General features: G+C 61.1%; 19 protein-coding genes and 1 riboswitch. Of the genes, 11 read left to right on the top strand and 8 right to left on the bottom strand.

Translation table 11 applies throughout. From position 1 onward, the window contains the following. Together WG78_RS21445 and WG78_RS21440 are read left to right on the top strand one after the other, a co-directional pair. Positions 1-357 (top strand): 5-carboxymethyl-2-hydroxymuconate Delta-isomerase, encoded by a 357-nt coding sequence (locus tag WG78_RS21445; protein ID WP_053939890.1) that lies wholly within the window; start codon positions 1-3, stop codon positions 355-357. Continuing rightward, positions 347-820 (top strand): GNAT family N-acetyltransferase, encoded by a 474-nt coding sequence (locus WG78_RS21440; RefSeq protein ID WP_236692102.1) that lies wholly within the window; start codon positions 347-349, stop codon positions 818-820. Before WG78_RS21445 ends, WG78_RS21440 begins: the two co-directional genes overlap by 11 nt. Here WG78_RS21440 and WG78_RS21435 read toward each other — a convergent pair. From WG78_RS21435 to WG78_RS21415, 5 genes are all read right to left on the bottom strand, one after another. Continuing rightward, the gene (locus WG78_RS21435) at positions 817-1,074 is read right to left on the bottom strand and encodes a cysteine-rich CWC family protein (RefSeq protein ID WP_053939889.1); all 258 of its coding nucleotides are present in this window, start codon (positions 1,072-1,074) and stop codon (positions 817-819) included. The two genes, WG78_RS21440 and WG78_RS21435, sit on opposite strands and share 4 nt — an antisense overlap. Then, on the bottom strand, positions 1,061-1,867 hold the full coding sequence (thiD, locus tag WG78_RS21430; protein WP_053939888.1) for a bifunctional hydroxymethylpyrimidine kinase/phosphomethylpyrimidine kinase: 807 nt from the start codon (positions 1,865-1,867) through the stop codon (positions 1,061-1,063). Before thiD ends, WG78_RS21435 begins: the two co-directional genes overlap by 14 nt. Continuing rightward, the gene (gene thiE / locus WG78_RS21425; protein WP_053939887.1) at positions 1,864-2,502 is read right to left on the bottom strand and encodes a thiamine phosphate synthase; all 639 of its coding nucleotides are present in this window, start codon (positions 2,500-2,502) and stop codon (positions 1,864-1,866) included. The genes thiD and thiE overlap by 4 nt, the downstream gene beginning before the upstream one ends. Further along, a complete protein-coding gene (gene thiM, locus WG78_RS21420) occupies positions 2,499-3,308 on the bottom strand; it encodes a hydroxyethylthiazole kinase (RefSeq protein WP_053939886.1) in 810 nt (269 codons plus the stop codon). Before thiM ends, thiE begins: the two co-directional genes overlap by 4 nt. A 72-nt stretch (positions 3,309-3,380) precedes the next feature. Then, a riboswitch (TPP riboswitch) is annotated at positions 3,381-3,473 on the bottom strand. Between the two features lie 90 nt (positions 3,474-3,563). Then, positions 3,564-4,214, bottom strand: coding sequence for a hypothetical protein (locus WG78_RS21415; RefSeq protein ID WP_053939885.1), 651 nt, complete (start codon positions 4,212-4,214; stop codon positions 3,564-3,566). A 423-nt stretch (positions 4,215-4,637) separates the two neighbouring features. On the opposite strand from WG78_RS21415, the gene WG78_RS21410 reads away from it, so the two are divergent. The 8 genes from WG78_RS21410 to WG78_RS21375 all read left to right on the top strand — a co-directional run bounded on the left by WG78_RS21410 (position 4,638) and on the right by WG78_RS21375 (position 16,943). After that, a complete protein-coding gene (locus WG78_RS21410) occupies positions 4,638-5,654 on the top strand; it encodes a tetratricopeptide repeat protein (protein ID WP_053939884.1) in 1,017 nt (338 codons plus the stop codon). A gap of 86 nt (positions 5,655-5,740) precedes the next feature. After that, positions 5,741-6,898 (top strand): iron-containing alcohol dehydrogenase, encoded by a 1,158-nt coding sequence (locus tag WG78_RS21405; protein WP_053939883.1) that lies wholly within the window; start codon positions 5,741-5,743, stop codon positions 6,896-6,898. A 134-nt stretch (positions 6,899-7,032) separates the two neighbouring features. Then, the gene (locus tag WG78_RS21400; RefSeq protein WP_053939882.1) at positions 7,033-8,049 is read left to right on the top strand and encodes a tetratricopeptide repeat protein; all 1,017 of its coding nucleotides are present in this window, start codon (positions 7,033-7,035) and stop codon (positions 8,047-8,049) included. Between the two features lie 147 nt (positions 8,050-8,196). Beyond that, positions 8,197-9,789: a tetratricopeptide repeat-containing diguanylate cyclase gene (locus WG78_RS21395; RefSeq protein ID WP_053939881.1), complete on the top strand. Its 1,593-nt coding sequence runs from the start codon at positions 8,197-8,199 to the stop codon at positions 9,787-9,789. Between the two features lie 499 nt (positions 9,790-10,288). Further along, entirely contained in the window at positions 10,289-14,155 is a 3,867-nt protein-coding gene (locus tag WG78_RS21390; protein ID WP_053939989.1) for a DUF3683 domain-containing protein, read from the top strand. Between the two features lie 147 nt (positions 14,156-14,302). Beyond that, the gene (locus tag WG78_RS21385) at positions 14,303-14,755 is read left to right on the top strand and encodes an HIT family protein (RefSeq protein ID WP_236692101.1); all 453 of its coding nucleotides are present in this window, start codon (positions 14,303-14,305) and stop codon (positions 14,753-14,755) included. Then, positions 14,752-16,374 carry a cyclic-di-GMP receptor FimW-related protein gene (locus WG78_RS21380; RefSeq protein WP_053939879.1) on the top strand — a complete coding sequence of 541 codons (1,623 nt, stop codon included), beginning with the start codon at positions 14,752-14,754 and terminating at the stop codon, positions 16,372-16,374. The genes WG78_RS21385 and WG78_RS21380 overlap by 4 nt, the downstream gene beginning before the upstream one ends. A gap of 266 nt (positions 16,375-16,640) precedes the next feature. Then, positions 16,641-16,943 carry a hypothetical protein gene (locus WG78_RS21375; RefSeq protein WP_053939878.1) on the top strand — a complete coding sequence of 101 codons (303 nt, stop codon included), beginning with the start codon at positions 16,641-16,643 and terminating at the stop codon, positions 16,941-16,943. 86 nt (positions 16,944-17,029) lie between these two features. Here the strand turns inward: WG78_RS21375 and WG78_RS21370 are convergent, their stop codons facing one another. The 3 genes from WG78_RS21370 to WG78_RS21360 form a co-directional block, all read right to left on the bottom strand. Then, positions 17,030-17,881: a hypothetical protein gene (locus WG78_RS21370; protein ID WP_053939877.1), complete on the bottom strand. Its 852-nt coding sequence runs from the start codon at positions 17,879-17,881 to the stop codon at positions 17,030-17,032. Between the two features lie 214 nt (positions 17,882-18,095). After that, complete coding sequence (locus WG78_RS21365) at positions 18,096-18,779, bottom strand: glycine zipper 2TM domain-containing protein (protein WP_083459519.1); 684 nt, start codon at positions 18,777-18,779, stop codon at positions 18,096-18,098. A gap of 310 nt (positions 18,780-19,089) precedes the next feature. Continuing rightward, the gene (locus WG78_RS21360; protein WP_053939875.1) at positions 19,090-19,554 is read right to left on the bottom strand and encodes an MEKHLA domain-containing protein; all 465 of its coding nucleotides are present in this window, start codon (positions 19,552-19,554) and stop codon (positions 19,090-19,092) included. Positions 19,555-19,811: 257 nt separating this feature from the next. Here WG78_RS21360 and WG78_RS21355 point away from each other — a divergent pair, with 257 nt between their 5' ends. After that, on the top strand, positions 19,812-20,237 hold the full coding sequence (locus WG78_RS21355) for a hypothetical protein (RefSeq protein WP_152969345.1): 426 nt from the start codon (positions 19,812-19,814) through the stop codon (positions 20,235-20,237). Positions 20,238-20,287: the final 50 nt, after the last annotated feature.

Raw genomic sequence — 20,287 nt, 5'->3', positions numbered from 1 at the left:
ATGCCCAATGTCACGCTGCATTACACCGAAAACGTCGGCACCCATCTTAAAGTGCCACTGCTGCTTAAAGAGATCCACGATGCGCTGATTGGTCTGGGGATGTTCAAGACGCAAGACATCAAAAGCCGCGCGCAAATGTATACGGAATATCGCGTGGGCGATGGCCATTCGCAGTACGGCTTTGTGCATCTGGTGGTGGCAGTGATGGCCACACATGCGCCGGAAAACCGCCAGTTGGTGGGCGAGACGCTGAAGGCCCTGCTGGTGGAGCGGCTGCGCCCGGGCTTGAGCGCGGAGGATGGGCAGATCCGTGTCGAAATCGCCCTGATTGATCCGGTGCTGTATTTTGCTGCCTGAAATTGCCGTCAATTTCTCGATCCGGCTCGAGACCCCGGCCCAGCCTGATGTAGTGCGCTTGATTAGCGCGCTGGATACCCACCAGACGCCGCTTTACCCGGTGGAAAGCAATTACACCACCGACATCAGCCGGCTAACGTATGCCGACGTGGCGTTTGCCGTGGCGCGTACAGCGTATGGTGAAGCGATTGGTTGTGGCGGCGTATTGCTGACCGCTGCACATGGCGAACTCAAGCGCATGTATGTGCAACCGGCGTGGCGCGGTAACGGCATCGGCAGCGCAATACTGCGCTTTCTGGAACAACAGGCGCGCGCGCACGGTTTACGCCGCGTATATCTGGAAACCGGCATCTATCAACCCGAGGCCATCGATCTGTATCGGCGCGCGGGCTACGAGGCCTGCGCGGCGTTTAGTGGCTATCAACCCGATCCGTTAAGTCTGTTTATGCTGAAGGCGCTCTAGGCCGCCGGCGGGGTTGTTGGGGCGGTCATCGCGGCACAGCGCGGGCACAGGCAGGCGCGGTCAAGCGCGGCGCTGGGGATGGCGGCGAGCGCGGCAGGCGCGATGTCGGCCTGCATGCACCAACAGCCGCTGGCCGCTTGCTGCGCCGCCATCGCACACTGATTGCTGCCGCCGCACAACGGGCAGATGCCGGCCTCGATGCCGGCTTGCTCGTCCGCATGTGGCGCAGCGGCGGCCACGTCACCACCACGCATGAAAGTGATGCACCGGGCCGATGCCGTGGCCGACATCCAGTCGATCGGCCGCCGCCAGCGCGTCTTGCAACCAGGCGCGCGCCGCTTGCAGCGTGCTGGCCCAATCCGCGTGCCGGGGTCGCAACGCCGCCAGCGCCGCCGACAGCGTGCAGCCGGTGCCATGCGTATTGCGCGTGGCAATGCGGGGCAGGGCGATGCGTAACTGCCCTGCGGGCGTAATCAGCCAGTCCGGGCTGTCATCGGAGGGCAGATGGCCTCCCTTCATCAACACGGCCTGCGCGCCGGCTTCCAGTAATGCTTGTCCTTGCTCGCGCATCTCGGCTTCGGTAAGTGCCACTGCGCAGCCCAGCAACGCTGCGGCCTCGGGCAGATTGGGCGTGATCAGACTGGCTTGCGGCAATAGCCGTTCGCGCAAGGCCGTCACGGCATCGGCCTGCAACAAGGCGTGGCCCCCTTTGGCGATCATCACCGTGTCCAGCACCAGATAAAACGTGTGGTTTTGCCGCGCATCCTCCAGCCGCTCCGCCACGGCGTCGATGATTTCGCGGTTGGCCAGCATGCCCAGCTTGACGCTATCAACGCGGATGTCGCTAAACACCGCGTCAATTTGCGCCGCCACAAACGCGGCCGGGATGGCATGCACGCTTTGCACGCCACGCGTGTTTTGCGCAGTCAGCGCGGTGATCGCGCTCATGCCATACGCGCCCAGCGCCGAGAACGTTTTAAGATCGGCCTGGATGCCCGCGCCACCACCCGAATCCGAACCCGCAATGGTCAATGCATTGACGTTCATGCGCGCGCTCCCGCAATTTCATCGGACAAGGCACGCGTCACCAGCGGGATATCGGTCTGGCCGCAAATGGCGGACACCACCGCCACGCCGTCTGCGCCCGCCTTGATCAGCGGCGCGATCATGCCGGCCTTGATGCCGCCAATCGCCACGGCGGGCAAACGCTTTGCGCCCATCAGCACGCCAAATTGTTCCAGGCCAATGACCGGTTCGGCATCCAGTTTGGTGGTGGTGGCATACACCGGGCCCACGCCAATGTAATCAATCAAATCCAGCGGCGCGCCGCCCAGATGCGCCACATTGGAGGTGGAGAGCCCGATGATTTTGTTGGGCCCCAGCAAACGGCGCGCGGTCTCGGGCGGCAAATCTGCCTGGCCCAGATGCACGCCCGCCGCATCGACGGCCAGCGCGATATCAACCTGATCGTTGATGATCAGCGGCACGCCTTCTTGGTCCAGCAAGGCCTTGAGCGCGGTGGCGGTTTGCAGCCATTGCCGCTTCTTCCACTTGGGCGCGCGCAATTGCACCACCGTCACGCCATGACGTGCGGCCAGGCGAGCGGTATCGAGCATGCCGTTATGGCCGCCGCACAAGTCCGGATCGAGCACCAGATACAGCGATAAATCCAGCGGGTTCATGCGGTCAGGTCCTGCAGGCGTGCCGGGTCGAGGTTGTACAAGGCATCGAGGAAGGCGGGTTTGAAAGAACCGGGGCCAGTGCTGGCGGCGCTGGCGCTGGCGCCAGCCAGACCGGCCACGGCGCAAGCGGCGGCCACGGCGTGCAGACGCTCCGTGCTGCCCGCGCGCGTACCAGCGGTAAACGCAGCCACCAGCGCGGACAAGGCGCAGCCAGTGCCCACCACGCGCGTCATCAGCGGATTGCCCCACGGCGCAGCCAGCGTGCGCTCGCCATCGGTGATGTAATCGGTTTCGCCGGTAACGGCCACGATGGCGCCGGTGTCGCGCGCCAGTTGTTCGGCTGCGGTCACGGCGTCGGATGAACCCGCAGTGCTATCGACGCCGCGGCCCTGGCCACCAAAACCAGCCAGCGCCATGATTTCGGAGGCATTGCCGCGGATGGCGGCCGGTTGCAGCCGGATCAGTTCGCGGCACGCCTCGGTGCGATAGGCCAGTACGCCAGCAGCCACCGGGTCCAGCGTCCACGGCACGCCTGCGGCATGGGCGGCGGCTACTGCCTGGTGCATTACGCGCAACTGGCGCGGATGCAGCGTGCCGACATTAATCAGTACTGCGCCCGCGATGGCGGCAAAGCCAGCGGCTTCTTCTTCGGCGACGATCATGGCGGGGGCGGCGCCCACAGCCAGCAGCACATTGGCCGAAATTTCCTGCACCACTTCGTTAGTCAGTAGATGCACCAGCGGTGGCTGGCTGCGCAGGCGCGCGAGTTGATGGGCAACGAGATCGAGTGTGAGCGGTGTAGGCAAGGCAGGGCTCCTTTCGGGTGCGGATTGCGTGCGGACCCGACCAGGGGATCAGCGCGAAAACGCGCGCAGCATAAGAAGACCAATGGACTTCCCTACGCCGGCATGATCCGGATCAGGTGATGCGGGTATGTCTCAGCCCTGTAACGGGCACCCCGAGTCAGCCGCAATTTTGCGCCCGTGCGTGCGTGGCGGGCAAGCTTTGCCTTGGCCTCTGCGCTGCGGCGGCCAGCGCGCTCATCGAGCGACTAAACGCAATCAAAAGCCGTAGCTCAGCCCCAGCCGCACCACCGGGAACCAGGTTAGCTTGTCTGCTTTGTCCTGCAGCTCTTTGCGTTCGTCGTCCAGCCGCGCTTGCGCATCGGGTGTCGGTAACGGCACGGTGGAGGTTAGCGTGACGTCGGGGCGGCCATAGGTGACACCTACATCGGCAAAGAAACCCAAACCGCCATTGGGCCGATGCGGGCTGCCATAACCAAAGCCCAGATACGGCCGCACGCTGGGCAGCTCGGCTTTGAAATCCAGGCGCTGGCCATCCAGCGTATAGCTGACGCCATTCGAGGTATACGTGGTGTTCTTGGGCGTACCGTGGCCTTCGGCATTGTTATCACCCGCAAACAACCCGGCGCTAAGCCGCCAGTTATTGCGCCAAGGGTAGTAATCGGCAAATGCGCCAGCGGCTTTGAAATCGAGCTTGCCGTCGTAATTGGCGTTATCCGTATCAAAGCTGCGGCTGTAATGGAATGCATCAGCTTCAATGCGCCCGCCAAACTGGTCCGAAAACGCGCGGCTATAGCCCAGCACGAAACCGGTGGTGCCAAAACCGCCGTACACGGCATTTTCGGCCGCTTGCACGCCCGTGCTCCCCAATGCGGCTGCGGCGGCCGCAACATACAACGCCCGTTTCATGGCGGTTCTCCTCAAAAAGCATGGCTTGTTATCAGTCAGTGATGGCGTGGGCGGCGAGGATGACAGCTATCGAAATGCGCGCACGCTGACTTACATCATGGCCAATCCCATGGCCGCCGTTGTAAGACGCAAACGCGCGGCGAAGTAGGACAACCGATCACCGGAGACGAACGGCAAAACCGCCTGCGGCGCCTGCCAGATGACCAGCGGTCGTGCCCCCCAGCACCCATGGCGCCGCTGTGGCTTTTCTGCCGCCGATGCAGGCGCTGCGGGGTACAGACATGACAGTATTTTCGCGGCCTGCCCGCCGCCGGGCTTGTCAAGTTGGGGATGTAGCGGTCAGCTACACGTCATCCAATCTTGTAGGACAGACACTTTCATGCCAGGCTGACGCCTTTGATTTCAAACGCGCGCAGTAAAATCATGCAACAGACCGGGATCGCGCACATCGACGCTCTGATCGATGAAAGCGAACGTCTCACTTATCCCGACGCTGCCCAGGCGCTCAAGCTGGCCGGGCAAGCCGTCGGGCTGATCGATGCTGAGACCGATCCGACGGTTGCGGTGCGCGCGTTGCTGCGGCTTTCGCATATGGAACTGGCATTTGGCCAGTTGCACGATGCCCAGATGGTGCTGCTACGCGCACTGACCATCGCCGAAACGTCCGACCTTGAAGTCAACCGTGGCGAAATCATGAACGCCATGGCCAGCATCTATTACACGATCGGCGAATACGACGACGCCATTGATAACTGGGCCGATTGCCTGGACCCGCGCAATACCGGCTTTAGCGCCAGCACGCGCATCCTGGCGCATATCGGCGTCGGCCAGATCTATTTTGCCCACGAAGATTTCGAGACCGCGCTGAGCCATCATCGCCGCGCCGAAAAGCTGGCGTGGCAGGCCGACGTGCCGACCGAATTGCGCTGCCGTGTGCTGATTAATGTGGCGATTGATGGTCTGCGTTTGATGCGCCTGGTGGAGGCCGTGGAGGCGCTGGAAAAGGCGCTGCCGCTGGCGCAGCAAATGGGCCATTCCGAATATCAGGTGGAAATTTCGGTGTATCTGGCCACCACCGCGCTGGAATGCGAAGACCTGGCCACCGCGGGCCGCTGGCTGGACGTGGCGGACCAGATCGATATTGTCTGGCGCTGGGGCCAGAACCTGCGCACGCTGGCGCGCGGGCGCTGGCATCTGATGTCGGGCAATTTGCCGGCCGCGTTACACGAACTGCAGCTGGCGCTGGAACTGGCCTCGGACCTGGGCGTGGCGCATATGGCGTTTCAGGCGCATCACTTGTTAGCGCAAACCTGGACGCGCATGGGCGACCTGGCGCAGGCCGAACAACATCATCGGCGTTATCAGGAAATCTTTAACAGCATCGTGCGGCCCGGTACCTTTGCGCGACTGCAAGCGCTGGAAAAACGTCTGGTCGCGTAATCCGGCGCGCGTTTTTACTGCGCCACTGACAGCGGTGCTGGCGGTGCGCGGCGTACAATTGCGGCTGTCCCGCTCTGGAGCCGCGCATGAAACCGTTTACTTTCCACAACCCCACCCGTATTCACTTTGGCGCCGACCAGATTGCGCGCTTGCGTGACGAAGTGCCCGCAGGCAGCAAAGTGCTGCTGGTGTATGGCGGCGGCAGCATCAAGCGCAACGGCGCGTATGACCAGATTTGCGCCGCGCTGAGCGACTGCAGCGTAACTGAATTTGCCGGCATCGAACCCAATCCCGAATTTGAAACGCTGATGAAAGCGGTCACGCTGGGCCGCGAACAACAGATTGACTGGATTATTGCGGCAGGGGGCGGCTCGGTCATCGACGGCGGCAAATTTATCGCCGCCGCCATTGCGCTGGACCCCGCGCTGGACCCGTGGTTGATCGTCGGCAATAAAATCAAACTGGAACGCGCCTTGCCGCTGGGCGCGGTGTTGACCTTGCCCGCCACCGGCTCGGAAAGCAACCAGGCCTCAGTGGTTACGCGGCGCGCCACGCAAGACAAAATGTCGTTCAAGAATCCGCTGGTGTTTCCGCGCTTTGCCGTGCTCGACCCCAGCTTTAGCGCCACGTTGCCCGCGCGCCAGATCGGCAATGGCGTGGTCGATGCGTTTATCCATACCACCGAGCAATATCTGACCTGGCCTGCTGGCGCGTTGATTCAGGATCGGTTGGCTGAAGGCATTCTGCAGACGCTGATCGAAGTGGGCCCGACGGCGCTGGCTAAACCGGAAGATGAGACCGCGCGCGCCAACGTGATGTGGGCCGCCAACCAGGCGCTGTTTGGTCTGGTGGGGCTGGGGCAGCCGCAAGACTGGGCCACGCATGCTATCGGCCACGAATTAACCGCCTTGTACGGCATGGACCATGCGCAAACGCTGGCGGTGACGCTGCCGCCGTTGCTGCGCGCCACGCTGGCGGACAAGCAAGCCAAGCTGGCGCAATACGGTCGGCGCGTGTGGAATCTGCAAGGCGATGACGCCAGCGTGGCCGAACAAGCCATTGTGGCCACGCAGGATTTCTTTGAGCGTATGGGCGTGGCGACGCGGCTGGACGCTTATGGCGTAGACCCGGCTGATGCCGCGCAGAAGGTGGCGGAGCAACTGACGCGCCATGGTCGCGACAAGCTGGGTGAGCATGGCAAGCTTTCGCCCGCCGATTGCGCGCGGATTGTGGCCGCTGCCTGAGACTTTCGGGGTGCCTAAGCCGCCCGGCGGTGGCTTGCGTGGCCGCGCTGGGCAAGGCAGCATTACGATAATTCTGATCGTCAGCGCCTTGCGTTCCGCAACGGCGCTTCTCCTGGTATTCCGAAAGGCACACGTTGAATCAAACTGAAATCGACGACCTGCTGGCGCAGGCGCGTCGCATTACGTCTTCGCAAAGTGCGCAAGCGCTGGCGCTGGCTGACCAGGCCCGCGAAGCGTCGCGCGCGCTTGCCTACAAGCAGGGCGAAGCGGCCGCGTTGGTGGTGCATGCCTCGGCGCTGTATATGTTTGGTCGTGGCAACGAAGCGTTGAATGATCTGACCAGCGCGCTCGAAATCGGCGAGAAAAACGAGATAGGCTGCACCCGCGGCGCGGCGTTGCAGATGATCGCACGCGTGTATTACACGCAAGGCCAGTACGAACGCGCCAGTGATTGCTGGCTGGCCTGTCTGGAACTGCCCGATAGCGCGGTTGCGCCGGAATTCCGCACGCGTGCGCATGTGGGGCTGGGCCAGTTGCTGTTTGCGCATGAGCAATACGAGACCGCGCTGGCGCACCATCGCCGTGCCGCCGACCTGGCCGAAGAACAGGATGATCCGCATCTGGTGAGCATCTGCCTGATCAATATTGCGGTGGATTTGATGCGGCTAAACCGCTTTGAAGAATCGCACGCCACGCTTAAACAAGCCTTGCCGCTGGTGCGGGCGGGGCAGAATCTGGAATACGAAGCCGAAATCTATAGCGTAGTGGGCCAGATTCATCTGGCACGCGGCGAGCTGGACCGTGCGCGCATGAGCCTGATGGTGGCGCTGAAGATCAACCGGCTGCATATCAATACCTGGGGCGAGGCCAGTAGTTTGTTGTGGCTGGGCCGTAGCAGCATGGGCAGCGGCTATTACGAGAGTGCGCAAGACGAATTGCGCCGCGCGCTGGCGCTGGCCGAAGCCATGGGTTCGCAGCATTTGATGGCGCAAGCGCATCGCGCGCTGGCCGAGTTGTATGCACGCTGCGAGGATCACGACGCCGCCGTGCGCCATGAAACCGAATTCCAGACGCTGCGTAACCAATTACTGCAACAGGCCTATGCATCGCCGCAACTGGCCACGATGGAATTACGCCTGAACGAGCATTAACGCCGTTCGCACCCCGCCCAGCGGCCGTTCATACTGTAACGGCCTACGTCTTATTGTCATATTGCTTACATAAGTGTTGTAATTCGCGCGAGTGCATCCATATCACAGCTGATGCAAATTGAAAGCTTAACGCGAGTTTCAGCACGAATGGATCAGACGACGTCCACACCCACGCCTACCGAAGTCGATACGCTGAACCAGAGCGCGCGCGCCATGTATCGGGCCATGAGTGCCGACGCCTTGCCGCTGGCCGAAGAGGCTTGCCGCAAAGCCGTGTCCATCGATTATCGCTACGGCTTTGTCGAAGGCCTGCTTAATCACGCGCGCGCGCTAACTTTGCTGGGTGGCTATCAAGAGGCAATTGCCCTGATGCGCCACAGCCTGTTTCTGGGCGAAGAATATGGTTTCCGTCTGCATATTGCCGACTGCCAGCAGGAAATTGCCCGCGCGTATTACACGCTGGCCGATTACGACACCGCGTTGATGTATTGGGCCAGTTGCCTGGACGTGGCGGTGGTGACCGACGACTACGAATCGTATGTGCGCGCGCAGATTGGCATTGGCCAGGTGCATTACGTGCATGACGAATTCAATGCCGCGTATCTGCATCACCAAAAAGCGCGTGAACATCTGGAGCGCGTGACCGACGAGAATCTGAAAGCGGCGATCCTGATCAATACCGGGCTGGATTTATGCCAGTTGGCGCGCTACGACGACGCGCTGAGCGATCTGCAAGCCGGGCTGGTGCACGCGCGCAATGTGGGCAATCGCGAATATGAGGCCGAGGCCGCTGGCGCGATGGGCGTGGTGTTGCTGGAAATCGAGCGGCTGGAAGAAGCCGAAGCCGCCTTGCTGGCGGCCATTGAGATCAATCGCAAACACGGCAATCTGTGGGGCGAATCGTCCAACTTGCTGGCGCTGGGCAAACTGAAAATCAAACACAACCAGTCGGGCGTGGCGGTGGCGCATCTAAAAGACGCGCTGCTGCAGGCGCAGACCATCAGCGCGCCGCAGTTGTCGTTCCAGATTGAAGAAGCGCTGTCGATGGCGTACGAGTCGCTGGGCGGCTATCGCGAGGCGCTGGAGCATTACAAGAAATTTGCGCTGATGCGCGTCGAAATCCTCAAGCAGGCTTCGCCGCACAAATTACAAGCGATTGAGATGCGGCTGCAGATTGAAAAGGCGCGCATCGAAAACGCCGATCTGCGCAAAGCCCAGGCCACGCAACGCCAGGCGCTGCGGCGAGCCGAGCGCATGGCCAGCCAGGATAACCTGACCGCAGTGCATAACCGGCGCGGGCTGGAAGTGGCGGGCATGCATCTGTTCAAGCGCGCACGCGAGCAAGGCCAGCCGCTGTCGGCGCTGATGATCGACGTGGATCATTTCAAGCGCGTTAACGATGACTACGGCCATCCGGTGGGCGACAAAGTACTGCGCCAGATTGCCACGCTGCTTAAATCCGGCTGCCGCCAGGACGATATCGTGGCGCGTTATGGCGGCGAGGAATTCACCATTGTGCTGCCGGGGCGCGACGCCAATGGCGCGTCGGAAGTGGGCGAGCGTTTGCGCCGTCTGATTGAAGGCTGGCGCTGGTCGCGGGTGCAGGACGGGATGACGATTACCGTGAGCGTGGGCGTGGCGGCGGTGGAGCCGCATATGGATTTTCAGGCGTTGCTGGAGCGGGCGGACAGGATGTTGTATAGAGCCAAAACCGAAGGCCGCAACCGCGTCGCGGCTTGAGGAGGGCGCTGCAGCACGGCCATTTCGCATCCCGGCGGTACTCAGAATCCTCATGGCCCACTTGGCCACTCCGGTTCTTCCGTTCCGGCGGTATGCGAACTGGCCGCACTGCAGCGCCCTCGATATGGGGTTGTTGATGCTTGCAATGCGCTTCGCTGTTGCCGGGGCCAGGGCCAGGGCCAGGGCCAGGGCAAAACCTGGGCTGGCGCGGGGGCTTTAACCTTTGGGGTCTTATTGGCTGGGCCGTTTGGTGCGTTGTTGTGCTGCTGCGGCGATGCGCTTCGCTGTTGCTGGGGCTAGGGCAAAAGCCGGGTGGCGCGGGTGCGGAGTCCTTCTGGTTTTCTTATTGACTTGACCGTTTGGTGCGGTGTTGCCCCACTGCAGTGCAGCATTTTAAAAACCCTAATAAAAATGGGACTTTGGCGCGCACCATTGTTCCTATAAAATCTTCGCTTTAGCAGAACCAGCGTACTCAAGCGAGATGCCCGATATGCCTGATATGGCCACTGCCACTCCGCACCAACCCGAAGAACGTCTCCGCGAAATTCCCTACAACTACACCTCGTTTTCTGACCGCGAAATCGTGATTCGCCTGTTAGGCGAAGATGCGTGGCAAACGCTGGAAGAATTGCGCCGGGAGCGGGTCACGGGGCGATCTGCGCGCATGTTGTTCGAGGTGCTGGGCGATATCTGGGCGGTGAAGCGCAATCCGTATCTGGAAGACGATCTGCTGGATAACCCCAAGCGCCTGGGCATGCTGGTGGATGCGATGGAGCATCGCGTCAACGAGGTGGAAAAGCGCCGCGCCGGCAACGAGCGCGTGGGCATTCTGGTGGTGCGGGCGCGTACCGCCGTGGATGCGTTCAAGCAGGGCTTTCGCGATACCGGCGCGCTGCGCAAGCGTGCGCTGAAGCGTTTTCATGGCCTCACCCGGCGCGACAATATCCAGTTCGACGGCCTGGCGCGCGTCTCGCACGTGACCGATGCCACCGACTGGCGCGTCGAATATCCGTTTGTGGTGCTCAACCCCGATACCGAAGACGAGATGGCGCCGTTGGTGGCCGCGTGTATCGAACTGGGCCTGACCATCATCCCGCGCGGCGGTGGCACCGGCTATACCGGCGGCGCTGTGCCGCTGACGCCGATGTCGGCCGTCATCAATACCGAAAAACTGGATCTGCATCATGGCGTTGAAATGATGCGGATTCCGGGTGTGGAGCATGAAGTCGCCACCATCCATTGCGGCGCGGGTGTGGTGACCCGGCGCGTGATGGAAGCTGCCGAGGCCAAGGGTCTGGTGTTTGCGGTGGACCCGACTTCGGCCGATGCATCCTGTATCGGCGGCAACGTCGCCATGAACGCGGGCGGCAAGAAGGCCGTGTTGTGGGGCACCGCGCTGGATAACCTCGTTAGCTGGAAGATGGTGGATCCGGATGGCAACTGGTTGTTTATCGAGCGGCTGGACCACAACCTGAGCAAGATTCACGACGCCGAGGAAGCCAATTTCCGCGTGTCACGCTTCAAGCCCGATGGCAAGACGCTGATCAACGAAGAAACGCTGCGCATCCCCGGCGCGGGTTTCCGCAAGGTGGGTCTGGGTAAGGACGTCACCGATAAATTCCTGGCAGGTTTGCCGGGCATCCAGAAAGAAGGTTGCGACGGCATCATTACGTCGGCGCGCTTTGTGCTGCATCGGTTGCCCGCGCATACGCGCACGGTGTGCCTGGAGTTCTTTGGCGAAGTCAGCAACGCCGTGCCCGCCATCGTTGAGATCAAGGACTACATCGACGGTCTGCCGGGCGTGCAACTGGCGGGCCTGGAGCATCTGGACTGGCGCTATGTGCGTGCCGTCGGCTACGCCACCAAGGCCAAGAGCCGCGGTCGGCCGAAGATGGTGCTGATTGCCGACATTGTGTCGGATGACGAAAACGCCGTGGGCGAGGCCGCCTCGCATGTGGTGGTGCTGGCTAACCGTCGTGATGGCGAAGGCTTTATCGCGGTCACCAGCGAGCAGCGCAAGAAGTTCTGGCTGGATCGCGCACGCACGGCCGCCATCGCCAAACACACCAATGCGTTCAAGATTAACGAAGACGTGGTGATTCCGTTGCCACGGTTGGGCGAGTACTCGGATGCAATCGAACGCATCAATATCGAGTTGTCGATCCACAACAAGCTGGAGCTGCTGGAAACGCTGCGCGCGTTCTTCAAGCATGGCCGCCTGCCGGTGGATGTGGGCGATACCAATATCAGCCACGAAGAACTGATTGGTGACCGTCGCGCTACCGCCATCGCGCAGATCGAAGCGGTGCAAGCGCGCTGGCAGTGGCTGCTGACCGGGCTGGATGCGCCGTTCGAGAGCTATATCGATAGCTGGCCCGGCGCGCCGCTGGAAAAAGTGATCAAGCCTGAAGACGCACCGCAAAGCGTGTATCACGGCCTGCGCGACTATGTGCTGCGGGTGTCGTACAAGCGCGAAGTGGAAGCGCCGCTGGCGGCCTTGTTTAGCGGCACCACCGATCGCCCGATTCTGGAGGCCGTGCAGCGCATGCATGCCACGGTGTTGAAAGGGCGCACGTGGGTGGCGCTGCATATGCACGCGGGCGATGGCAATGTGCACACCAACTTGCCGGTTAACTCCGACAATTACGAGATGCTGCAACGGGCGCACGGCGCCGTGGCGCGCATCATGCAAGTGGCGCGCGATCTGAACGGCGTGATCTCGGGCGAGCACGGCATTGGCATTACCAAGTACGAATTCCTGACCAAAGACGAACTGCAGCCGTTTGAAGACTACAAGCTGAAAGTCGATCCGAATGGCCACTTCAACAAAGGCAAATTGCTGCCGGGCGCGGATCTGACCAATGCCTATACGCCGTCGTTCAGCTTGCTGGGCGCGGAATCGTTGATCCTGGAGCAATCGGGCATCGGCGAAATCTCCAACATGGTCAAAGACTGCTTGCGTTGCGGTAAATGCAAGCCGGTGTGCACCACGCACGTGCCGCGCGCCAACTTGCTGTACAGCCCGCGCAACAAGATTCTGGCCACGGGTTTGCTGACCGAAGCGTTTTTGTACGAAGAACAGACGCGCCGCGGTGTTTCGCTACGCCATTTTGAAGAGCTGGGCGATGTGGCCGACCATTGCACGGTTTGCCATCGCTGCGTCAATCCGTGCCCGGTGAAAATCGATTTTGGTGATGTGTCGGTGGCCATGCGCAACTTCTTGCGGAAAGAAGGCCAGAAGAAATTCAACCCGATGACCGCCATGACGATGGGTTTCCTGACCGTCAAGGACCCGGCCACCATCAAATTGATGCGCAAGGCCACCATCGAATGGGGCATGAAAGGTCAGCGCTTCGGACACAAAGTGATGAAGTCGCTCGGGCTGATCCAGCCGGGCCTGAAGGCGCCACCCGCCACCACCGGCCCGAAGAATGTGGTCACGCAGACCATCCACTTCTTTAACAAGCCGATGCCGGGCAAGTTGCCCAAGAAAACCGCGCGTGCGTTGCTGGATGTGGAAGACGCCAGCATCGTGCCGGTGATCCGCAATCCGCAATTGCCTGCGGCCGAAGAAAAAGAAGCGGTGTTTTATTTTCCCGGTTGCGGTTCGGAGCGCTTGTTTAGCCAGGTGGGTCTGGCCACGCAAGCCATGCTGTGGCACGTGGGCACCACCACGGTGCTGCCGCCGGGTTATCTGTGCTGCGGCTATCCGCAGAGCTCGGTGGGCGATGTCGACAAGGGCAACAAGATCACCACCGAGAACCGCGTATTGTTCCATCGCGTGGCCAATACGCTGAATTATCTCGATATCAAAACGGTGATCGTGTCGTGCGGCACATGTATGGATCAGCTGCTCAAATATCAGTTTGAGCAGATTTTCCCGGGCTGCCGTTTGCTGGATATCCACGAATACCTGTTGGAAAAAGGCCTCAAGCTGGAAGGCGTAACCGGCACGCGTTACATGTACCACGAGCCGTGCCACACCCCGATGAAGCAATACAAGGGCATCGAGGTGGCTAACCAGTTGATGGGCAGCAAGGTGGATCTGAATGATCGCTGCTGCGGGGAGTCCGGTTCATTCGGGATTTCCAAGCCGCAAATCTCGACGCAGGTGCGCTTTCGCAAACAGGAAGAGATGGAAAAGGGTGCGGAAAAATTACGCGAAGAGTCAGGTTCTGACGTTCCGGTCAAGGTGCTCACCTCGTGCCCCTCATGTTTGCAAGGTTTACACCGGTATGATGATGACGCTGGCACCGACGCGGACTATATCGTTGTAGAGATGGCCAAACACATTCTGGGTGAAAACTGGATGCCGGAGTACGTGGAAAAGGCGCGCCATGGCGGGATCGAACGCGTGCTGTTGTAAGCATTCGTCATCGCGCACCGACGCCGTGAAAGGCTAGGCGGAACAGCCTTTCTGGCTACCGTTCCTGCTACCTTTTCGACCTCCGGTCAGTTACAATCCCTTTCGGGGCATGACAGTTATCATGCCCCGATTGTTTATGTCGCGTGCTTGTTTATAATCTGCCGCAAACATAAGGGAACCGTGATGGATGTAGGGTGTGCTTTGTGCAATGATCAGGGCGACCTGGTTGTATGGCGTGAAGATCTTTGTCGCGTAATCATGGTGGACGAACCGGGCTATCCGGGCTTTTGTCGGGTTATCCTCAACCGCCATGCAGCCGAAATGACCGATCTGTCCGTCGCCGAGCGTGACCGCATCATGCACGTGGTGTTTGCTGTAGAGGGTGTCCTGCGGGAAACCCTGAATCCCGACAAAATAAACCTGGCCAGCCTGGGCAATATGGTGCCGCACGTACATTGGCACGTGATTCCGCGCTGGCTGACAGATAGACATTTTCCAAATCCAATCTGGGCTGCGCCGCGCCATGCCGAATCGATGGTCAAGGTTAGCCCGGACATGCTGGAAAGCCTGAAACAACGCCTGAGCCAACTTGCCCCATGATCCAGACTGACCAGTTACCTCCCTTTCAGGGCACGGAACAACCGCCGTTCAGCGATGCCCGGTCGGCCAAGGCATGGTTGCAGCTGCTGCCTCTGATCAATGCCCCGGTAGCGCAAGCCGAACTGGTTGAAGCCATCGGCCAGTTAAACCGCAGCGCCATCGCCCCGTACGAATCCCTCAAGATCCTCGAGCTGTTTCGCGAAGCCGTGCATCTGGTGCACCACACGCTAGCCGACCGCTATCTGGGGCGCGCCTTGCCGTTTGGCAAAGACGAGATGGCCGCCTGGACTGCCGCGCTGGGTTTGTGGAGCACGATGGCCGAAGGCTATGCCCGCTGCTGGCGCGCCGCGCTGGAGAGCGTGGCCGAAGTCGAAGAACACCTGGTGCTGCTGACCGAACGCAGCATGCGCTATCAGTGCCTGCTGGTGCGCGAACATCTGCTGGCGTATCGACCGGTATCGCGCGAACTGTGGCAGACGCTGTTTAGCTATTACCAGATTGCCGAGTCGCGCGGCGTGGCCGAGAAACCCGCCAAAGACAGCCTGCTGAAGGCGGCCGGTGTCGCTACCCCGCAAGGCGTGTTTATCCATGCCTTGCTGCTGGCCGGCGCCAGCCCGTACCACTTTACTGCGCGCCAGATCCAGTGGCTGGACGAACGTCTGCCCGCATTGGCGCCGCGTGCGCCGCTGGAAAAAGAGGCGCGTTCGTTGCCGGGCCGTGGCGCGCTGCAGATCGACTTTAACGATCCCGCTCCGCCGCGTCGCACCGAGCCACGCATGGTGGGCGAGAGCATTTACGAAATCGATACCTATCAGCTGGCGCAAGCGCTGTCGCGTCGCATCAAATTGCTGCGTAACGGCGAAAGCCCCGACAAACTGGGCCTGGGCGAGCAGTTTGCCGGCACGGTGGTAGAAGGCTTGCTGGTGGACTTGTACCGCACCTGGTGCGAACAGCCCACCGATCGCTCGCTGCCGCGGCATGTGTCTTCGCGTCAGATCGAGGTGGTGTTTGGCCTCAGCCGCCAGCATCAGGCCACCGGCAGCGCCGTGGGCTTTGAATTGCCGGAAGAGCAAAGCTCACTGGATTCGCAGGATTTAATGCGCTTGCATCTGTTTGGCCAAAGCGCGTCCTCCGCCACAGCCACCGCCGAAGCACCAGCCGCGCTGGGCGAAAACTGGCAGGTGCGTAACGAATCCGCCAACGGCATGCAGTTAAGCCGTGTGCTGACCGAGGGCGCGCGGATATCGCTGCAACAGTTGCTGGCTGTCAATCTGGGTGGCCGCTATTTCGTGGGCGTGATCCGTTGGCTGCAGCAAGAAGAAAGCCAGGTGGTGATCGGCGTTAAATTGCTGCCCGGTTCGCCCCAAGCCGCGACGGTGCGGCCGGTGGATATGGTGAATGCAGGCCGTCGTAGCTGGACTGAATGCCTGTGGTTGCCCGCAGCCCCCAGTCTGAAGGCCAATCCGAGCTTGCTGTTGCCGGTGGGTTGGTTTCGCCCGGGCCGCCTTGTGGAATGGTGGGATGGCCAAGGCACCCGCAAAATCCGCCTGGAATCCGTGGTCGAACGCGGCGTGGACTTCGAACGCGTGCAATACGCGGTATCGGCACAAGGACGCTAAGCGTAAGGCTGGCGTATTGCAGCCGTCGGTTATCGCGCAGCATGGCCTGGTCCGCTGCAACAAAAAACGCCCCGCTGGGCGTTTTTTTTCGTGCCCGGAAATACCGGGAAACGTTGCCGTTCCCGCTGGGCGGCATCAATCAGTGTTCGCTTAAAGCTTGTACGGGCGCGGGTTACGGGCCAGTTTTGCGATTGATCAGACAGGCGGCGCGAGCGGCTGGCAGGTCACAGTCTACATTGAGATAACACCAAATTCTGGAGCCGGGCATGGCAACCCAATTGTTGTCGCTGGGCGTGGTCGGGGTGCGCATTTACGAGCGTATTCTTACTTCGCCCGCGCTTTATCCCGGCGAGCTGGCCGATCAGGTCGTCGACGAGATCAACAGTTATCTGCTGCGCGCCAACGAGCGCGAGAAAGTCCTGCTGTTTCATCTGGCCTGTGAAGTGCACGAGGCGCTGGGCGACATCTATGCGCGGGTCGACGATCCAGAAACCCGGCAAAGCATTACCTTGCTGATGGATGTGCTGATCCGCCGCGCGCGCGATCTGGTGCGGCAGGACCATCACTAGGCTCACGCGGGTCCGCAATACGCTTCTGTGTTTTTCCAGCTTGTGAGGCAAACGCGCACCGGGTGCCAATCCGGCGCGCCAGCCGCTTATTTGCTGATCGCTGCGCTACTGGCCGCCACGGCCGATGCCGCAGAGGCTTTGCCGGCTACGGCCGATGCCGCTTTCTTGCCGGGCTTGCGGCCATGGCCAAAGCGGCTGGAATCAATGTCGATGTAGCCAATAAACTGGCCCGTCGCACTGTTGAAACCCGCAGTACATCCACCAAACGGCCCGGAAACTTCAAGCAAGGTGACGTCTGCCGCTTTGACGTTGTGCTTGCGGTAGAACGCCTCCAGCGTGGCTTTGGCCGATTCTTCCAGGTGTAGCGGCAAAGACACGGCGTTGTCCCGCACCTGCGACCAGTGGGCCTGCACCGGTTCCAGCCGCTGGGTAAATTGCGGTGGAAAGCCGGTGGACGTCAGTTCGGTGACCAGCATGTCGGCAAATTCGCCGCCATCTTGCGGTGGGCGTACGGCCAACATCGGCGGACGCAGTTCCGACTTGCTGATCAATTGCGCCACCCTGGCGCGCGGCGCACCCGGCGCCAGATCCTCTTCATGCAGTGAACTGATGCGCCCGTCCAGCACCACCGCCAGATAGGGCCGTTGTTGGTAGATGGTGTACACGCCATAGCTCAGCGCGCTGAGTTGCAGCACGGCGATCAACGTCATATCAACAGCGAGCGCACGGCGGGTCTTTTTCAGATTGAACAGCAACAGCATCATCGCCGGGCCCATCACCACATCGACGCCTGCGGTAATGCGCAAACCCTGCCACAAACCATTGATTTCGTAATACGGCCATGGATACCACAGCGTGGTCATGGTGCCGATGACGATTGCAAAGATCAAAACGCTTGATAGCAGATGGATCAAGGCCGCTTTCAGGCGCACAGGCATGGCAGTTTGCTCCGCAAAAATGAATGAGGACGCAAGCTTACAACATGCGGCCAGCGCCGCAAACGGGGTGGGGATCGTTGGCCTGCAAGTGCCGTCGGGCGGAGCTTTGCGCGGGCTTGAACGGTCGCGGCGGCCCAATAAAAAAGGCGCACCGTAGTGCGCCTTTTTGTGGAAGCCGACCCTAAGTGGCGGGGCAGGTTCTATCCAGTTGGATTTAGTCGGCCGACAGCGTGTCGCCATTAGCGCGGACGCGTTCGCCCGACGAGAAGCCCGGCTTGTCTTTGTAGGTAAAGTTACGGCTGGAGCCATCGTCAAACGCCACGTGCACCACGTATTCGGTGGAAGTGCGCACGTGTTTTTCGACAGTATTGCCCGCCAGCGCGCCACCCAGTGCGCCGGCTACGGTCGCCAGGGTACGGCCACGACCGTTACCGATCTGGTTGCCGACCAGGCCACCCACCACACCGCCGCCGACAGCACCAACGCCAGAGCCGCTGCCTTCATGCTGAATGGCTTCGACGCTGGTGACACGGCCGCAATTGGCGCAAACCGGCGCGTTTTGGGCCGGCGCGTTGTTATTGGCGTATTCGGTGCCTTCGTTACGGCCCGTCGCGCGTTGGCTGTGATGCTTCGTGCTGGCTGTTTTAACCGGGGCCGGGGCAGCCGTGGCGGCTGCGACCGGTTGTGCGGTCGGCGTTACCGGCGCGGAAGCCACCGCCAGTTCCGGCAACGGCGTGGCGACGGCCACCGCGGGTTGGCTGGCGACCAGCGCTGCGTTGGTATCTTCTGCTTTGGGGCCGCCCATCCAGCCCGCAAAGTGAGCGACTGCCGCCGCGCACGCCAGAATAACGGCGCCTGCGGTGACCCAGATAACGGGATGAAGCTTTTGATCTGACATGGTGTTTCTCCTGTAGCGTTCGGACCTGGTTGGTCTCGTTCTTTTTTGCTGGAGAAAATTCTATCTCCGCGCAATCCGGCCATGCTGTGAACGTATCCACTTAGCTTGCGGGTTACGCCGCGTGCATGAGTCATAGCGTGAACAGCGTCTCATAACCGTCGGGCCCTGAGTATCGGCACTTCGGTTTAAAGCGGTGTCAGCGTAATCCGCCAATACAGCGATAAGCCCGGTATAAAGTCGCAGTCGGCATGTAACGAATATCACCAGTGGCGATGAGCGGAGCCATTGTGAGTGTGAGAGGTGACCCGGCTCAGGCCGTGGGGGCAGGGCGCCAGTCACTGAAGGCGACGGCTTGTCCAACCACCGTACCCGCATCGTCCAGCAGATTCCATAACCGGCCGTCTTCAATCCAGAAGCGCTGGCCCTTGCCGTCGATACGTAGACCGCGATAGCCGGTGATAAACCCGTCGCGCGCCACCTGGTCGAGCATTTGCTGGCGTTCGGTTTGTTCCGGCGCTTGGGCTGATAGACGCGACGGCATGCCAAAGAAGGCATTCCAGTCATAGGCAAAGCACCGTTGTGCCGCCATGTTGGCGTAGATAAAGCGCGGGTCCAGCTCGGCACTGTGCGCCAGCAGGCAGAACGGCGCGTCTTCATACAGCCAGCGAGTCGCTTCGGGCAGTGACAATGACGCGTCGGCCAACGGCTCTCCCAACAACAAGGCGTGGCTGTTGAGCAGCAAGCGGGCAAAGTCCAGACGGAGCGGATGTGACATGGGGAGTGGTGTGCAACGGCGCATATGTAAGCCGTATCAAAACTAACCACAAAGCGGTTCAGCGTCAAACAACATGGGGCTTGCAGGGTTTGCTGATGCGCATAAGCCGCAGCCCGCGCGTGTTTCCGTCCTGTCTTGTCGCGTAACCAGCTGTACGAATTGTTAACAAGCTAACAGTCGGGCCGCCACATCCCCGGCAGTATCAGCGCCATCCCCCGCCTCATAAGCGGCAAGCAGAACACACAAGGAGAAACATCATGACGACAAAGCATCGTCTTCTACAGGCACTGATGGCGCTGGCGCTGATCGGCGCGGCAAGCGGCGCCATGGCGCATGACCACGACGATGATCGCGGCCCGGATCGCGGCTGGCACGGTCATCATGATCATCACGACGACCGCGGTCGCCACGACGGCTGGCACGGCGGCCCACCGCCCCCGCCGCCGCATTATCGCGATGATCCGCGCTGGCACGAGCGCGCCCGTTGGGATGGCTGGCGTGAAGCGCACGCGCACCGCTTTGTTGACTGGCGTCCGGGCTATGTTTATCAGCCGGGCCAATGGGTCTGGTATCAGGGCCACGCCTATGAAGCGCGCGTGCCCGTCGCCGCCGCCGTCCAGGTGGTGCCGGTGGCGCAACCGGGTGCATGGCTGGATATTTCGGCGCGCATTCCGCTCAACTGAGTGCAGGGTCAGGCTCGCGTCGGGCCCGATCGTACGGACGAAAAAAAGCC

It is taken from the genome of Amantichitinum ursilacus (assembly GCF_001294205.1).
Classification (GTDB): Bacteria; Pseudomonadota; Gammaproteobacteria; order Burkholderiales; family Chitinibacteraceae; genus Amantichitinum; species Amantichitinum ursilacus.
Note: the sequence above shows the minus strand (reverse complement) of the source record. Positions and strands in the feature narration are given on the sequence as shown.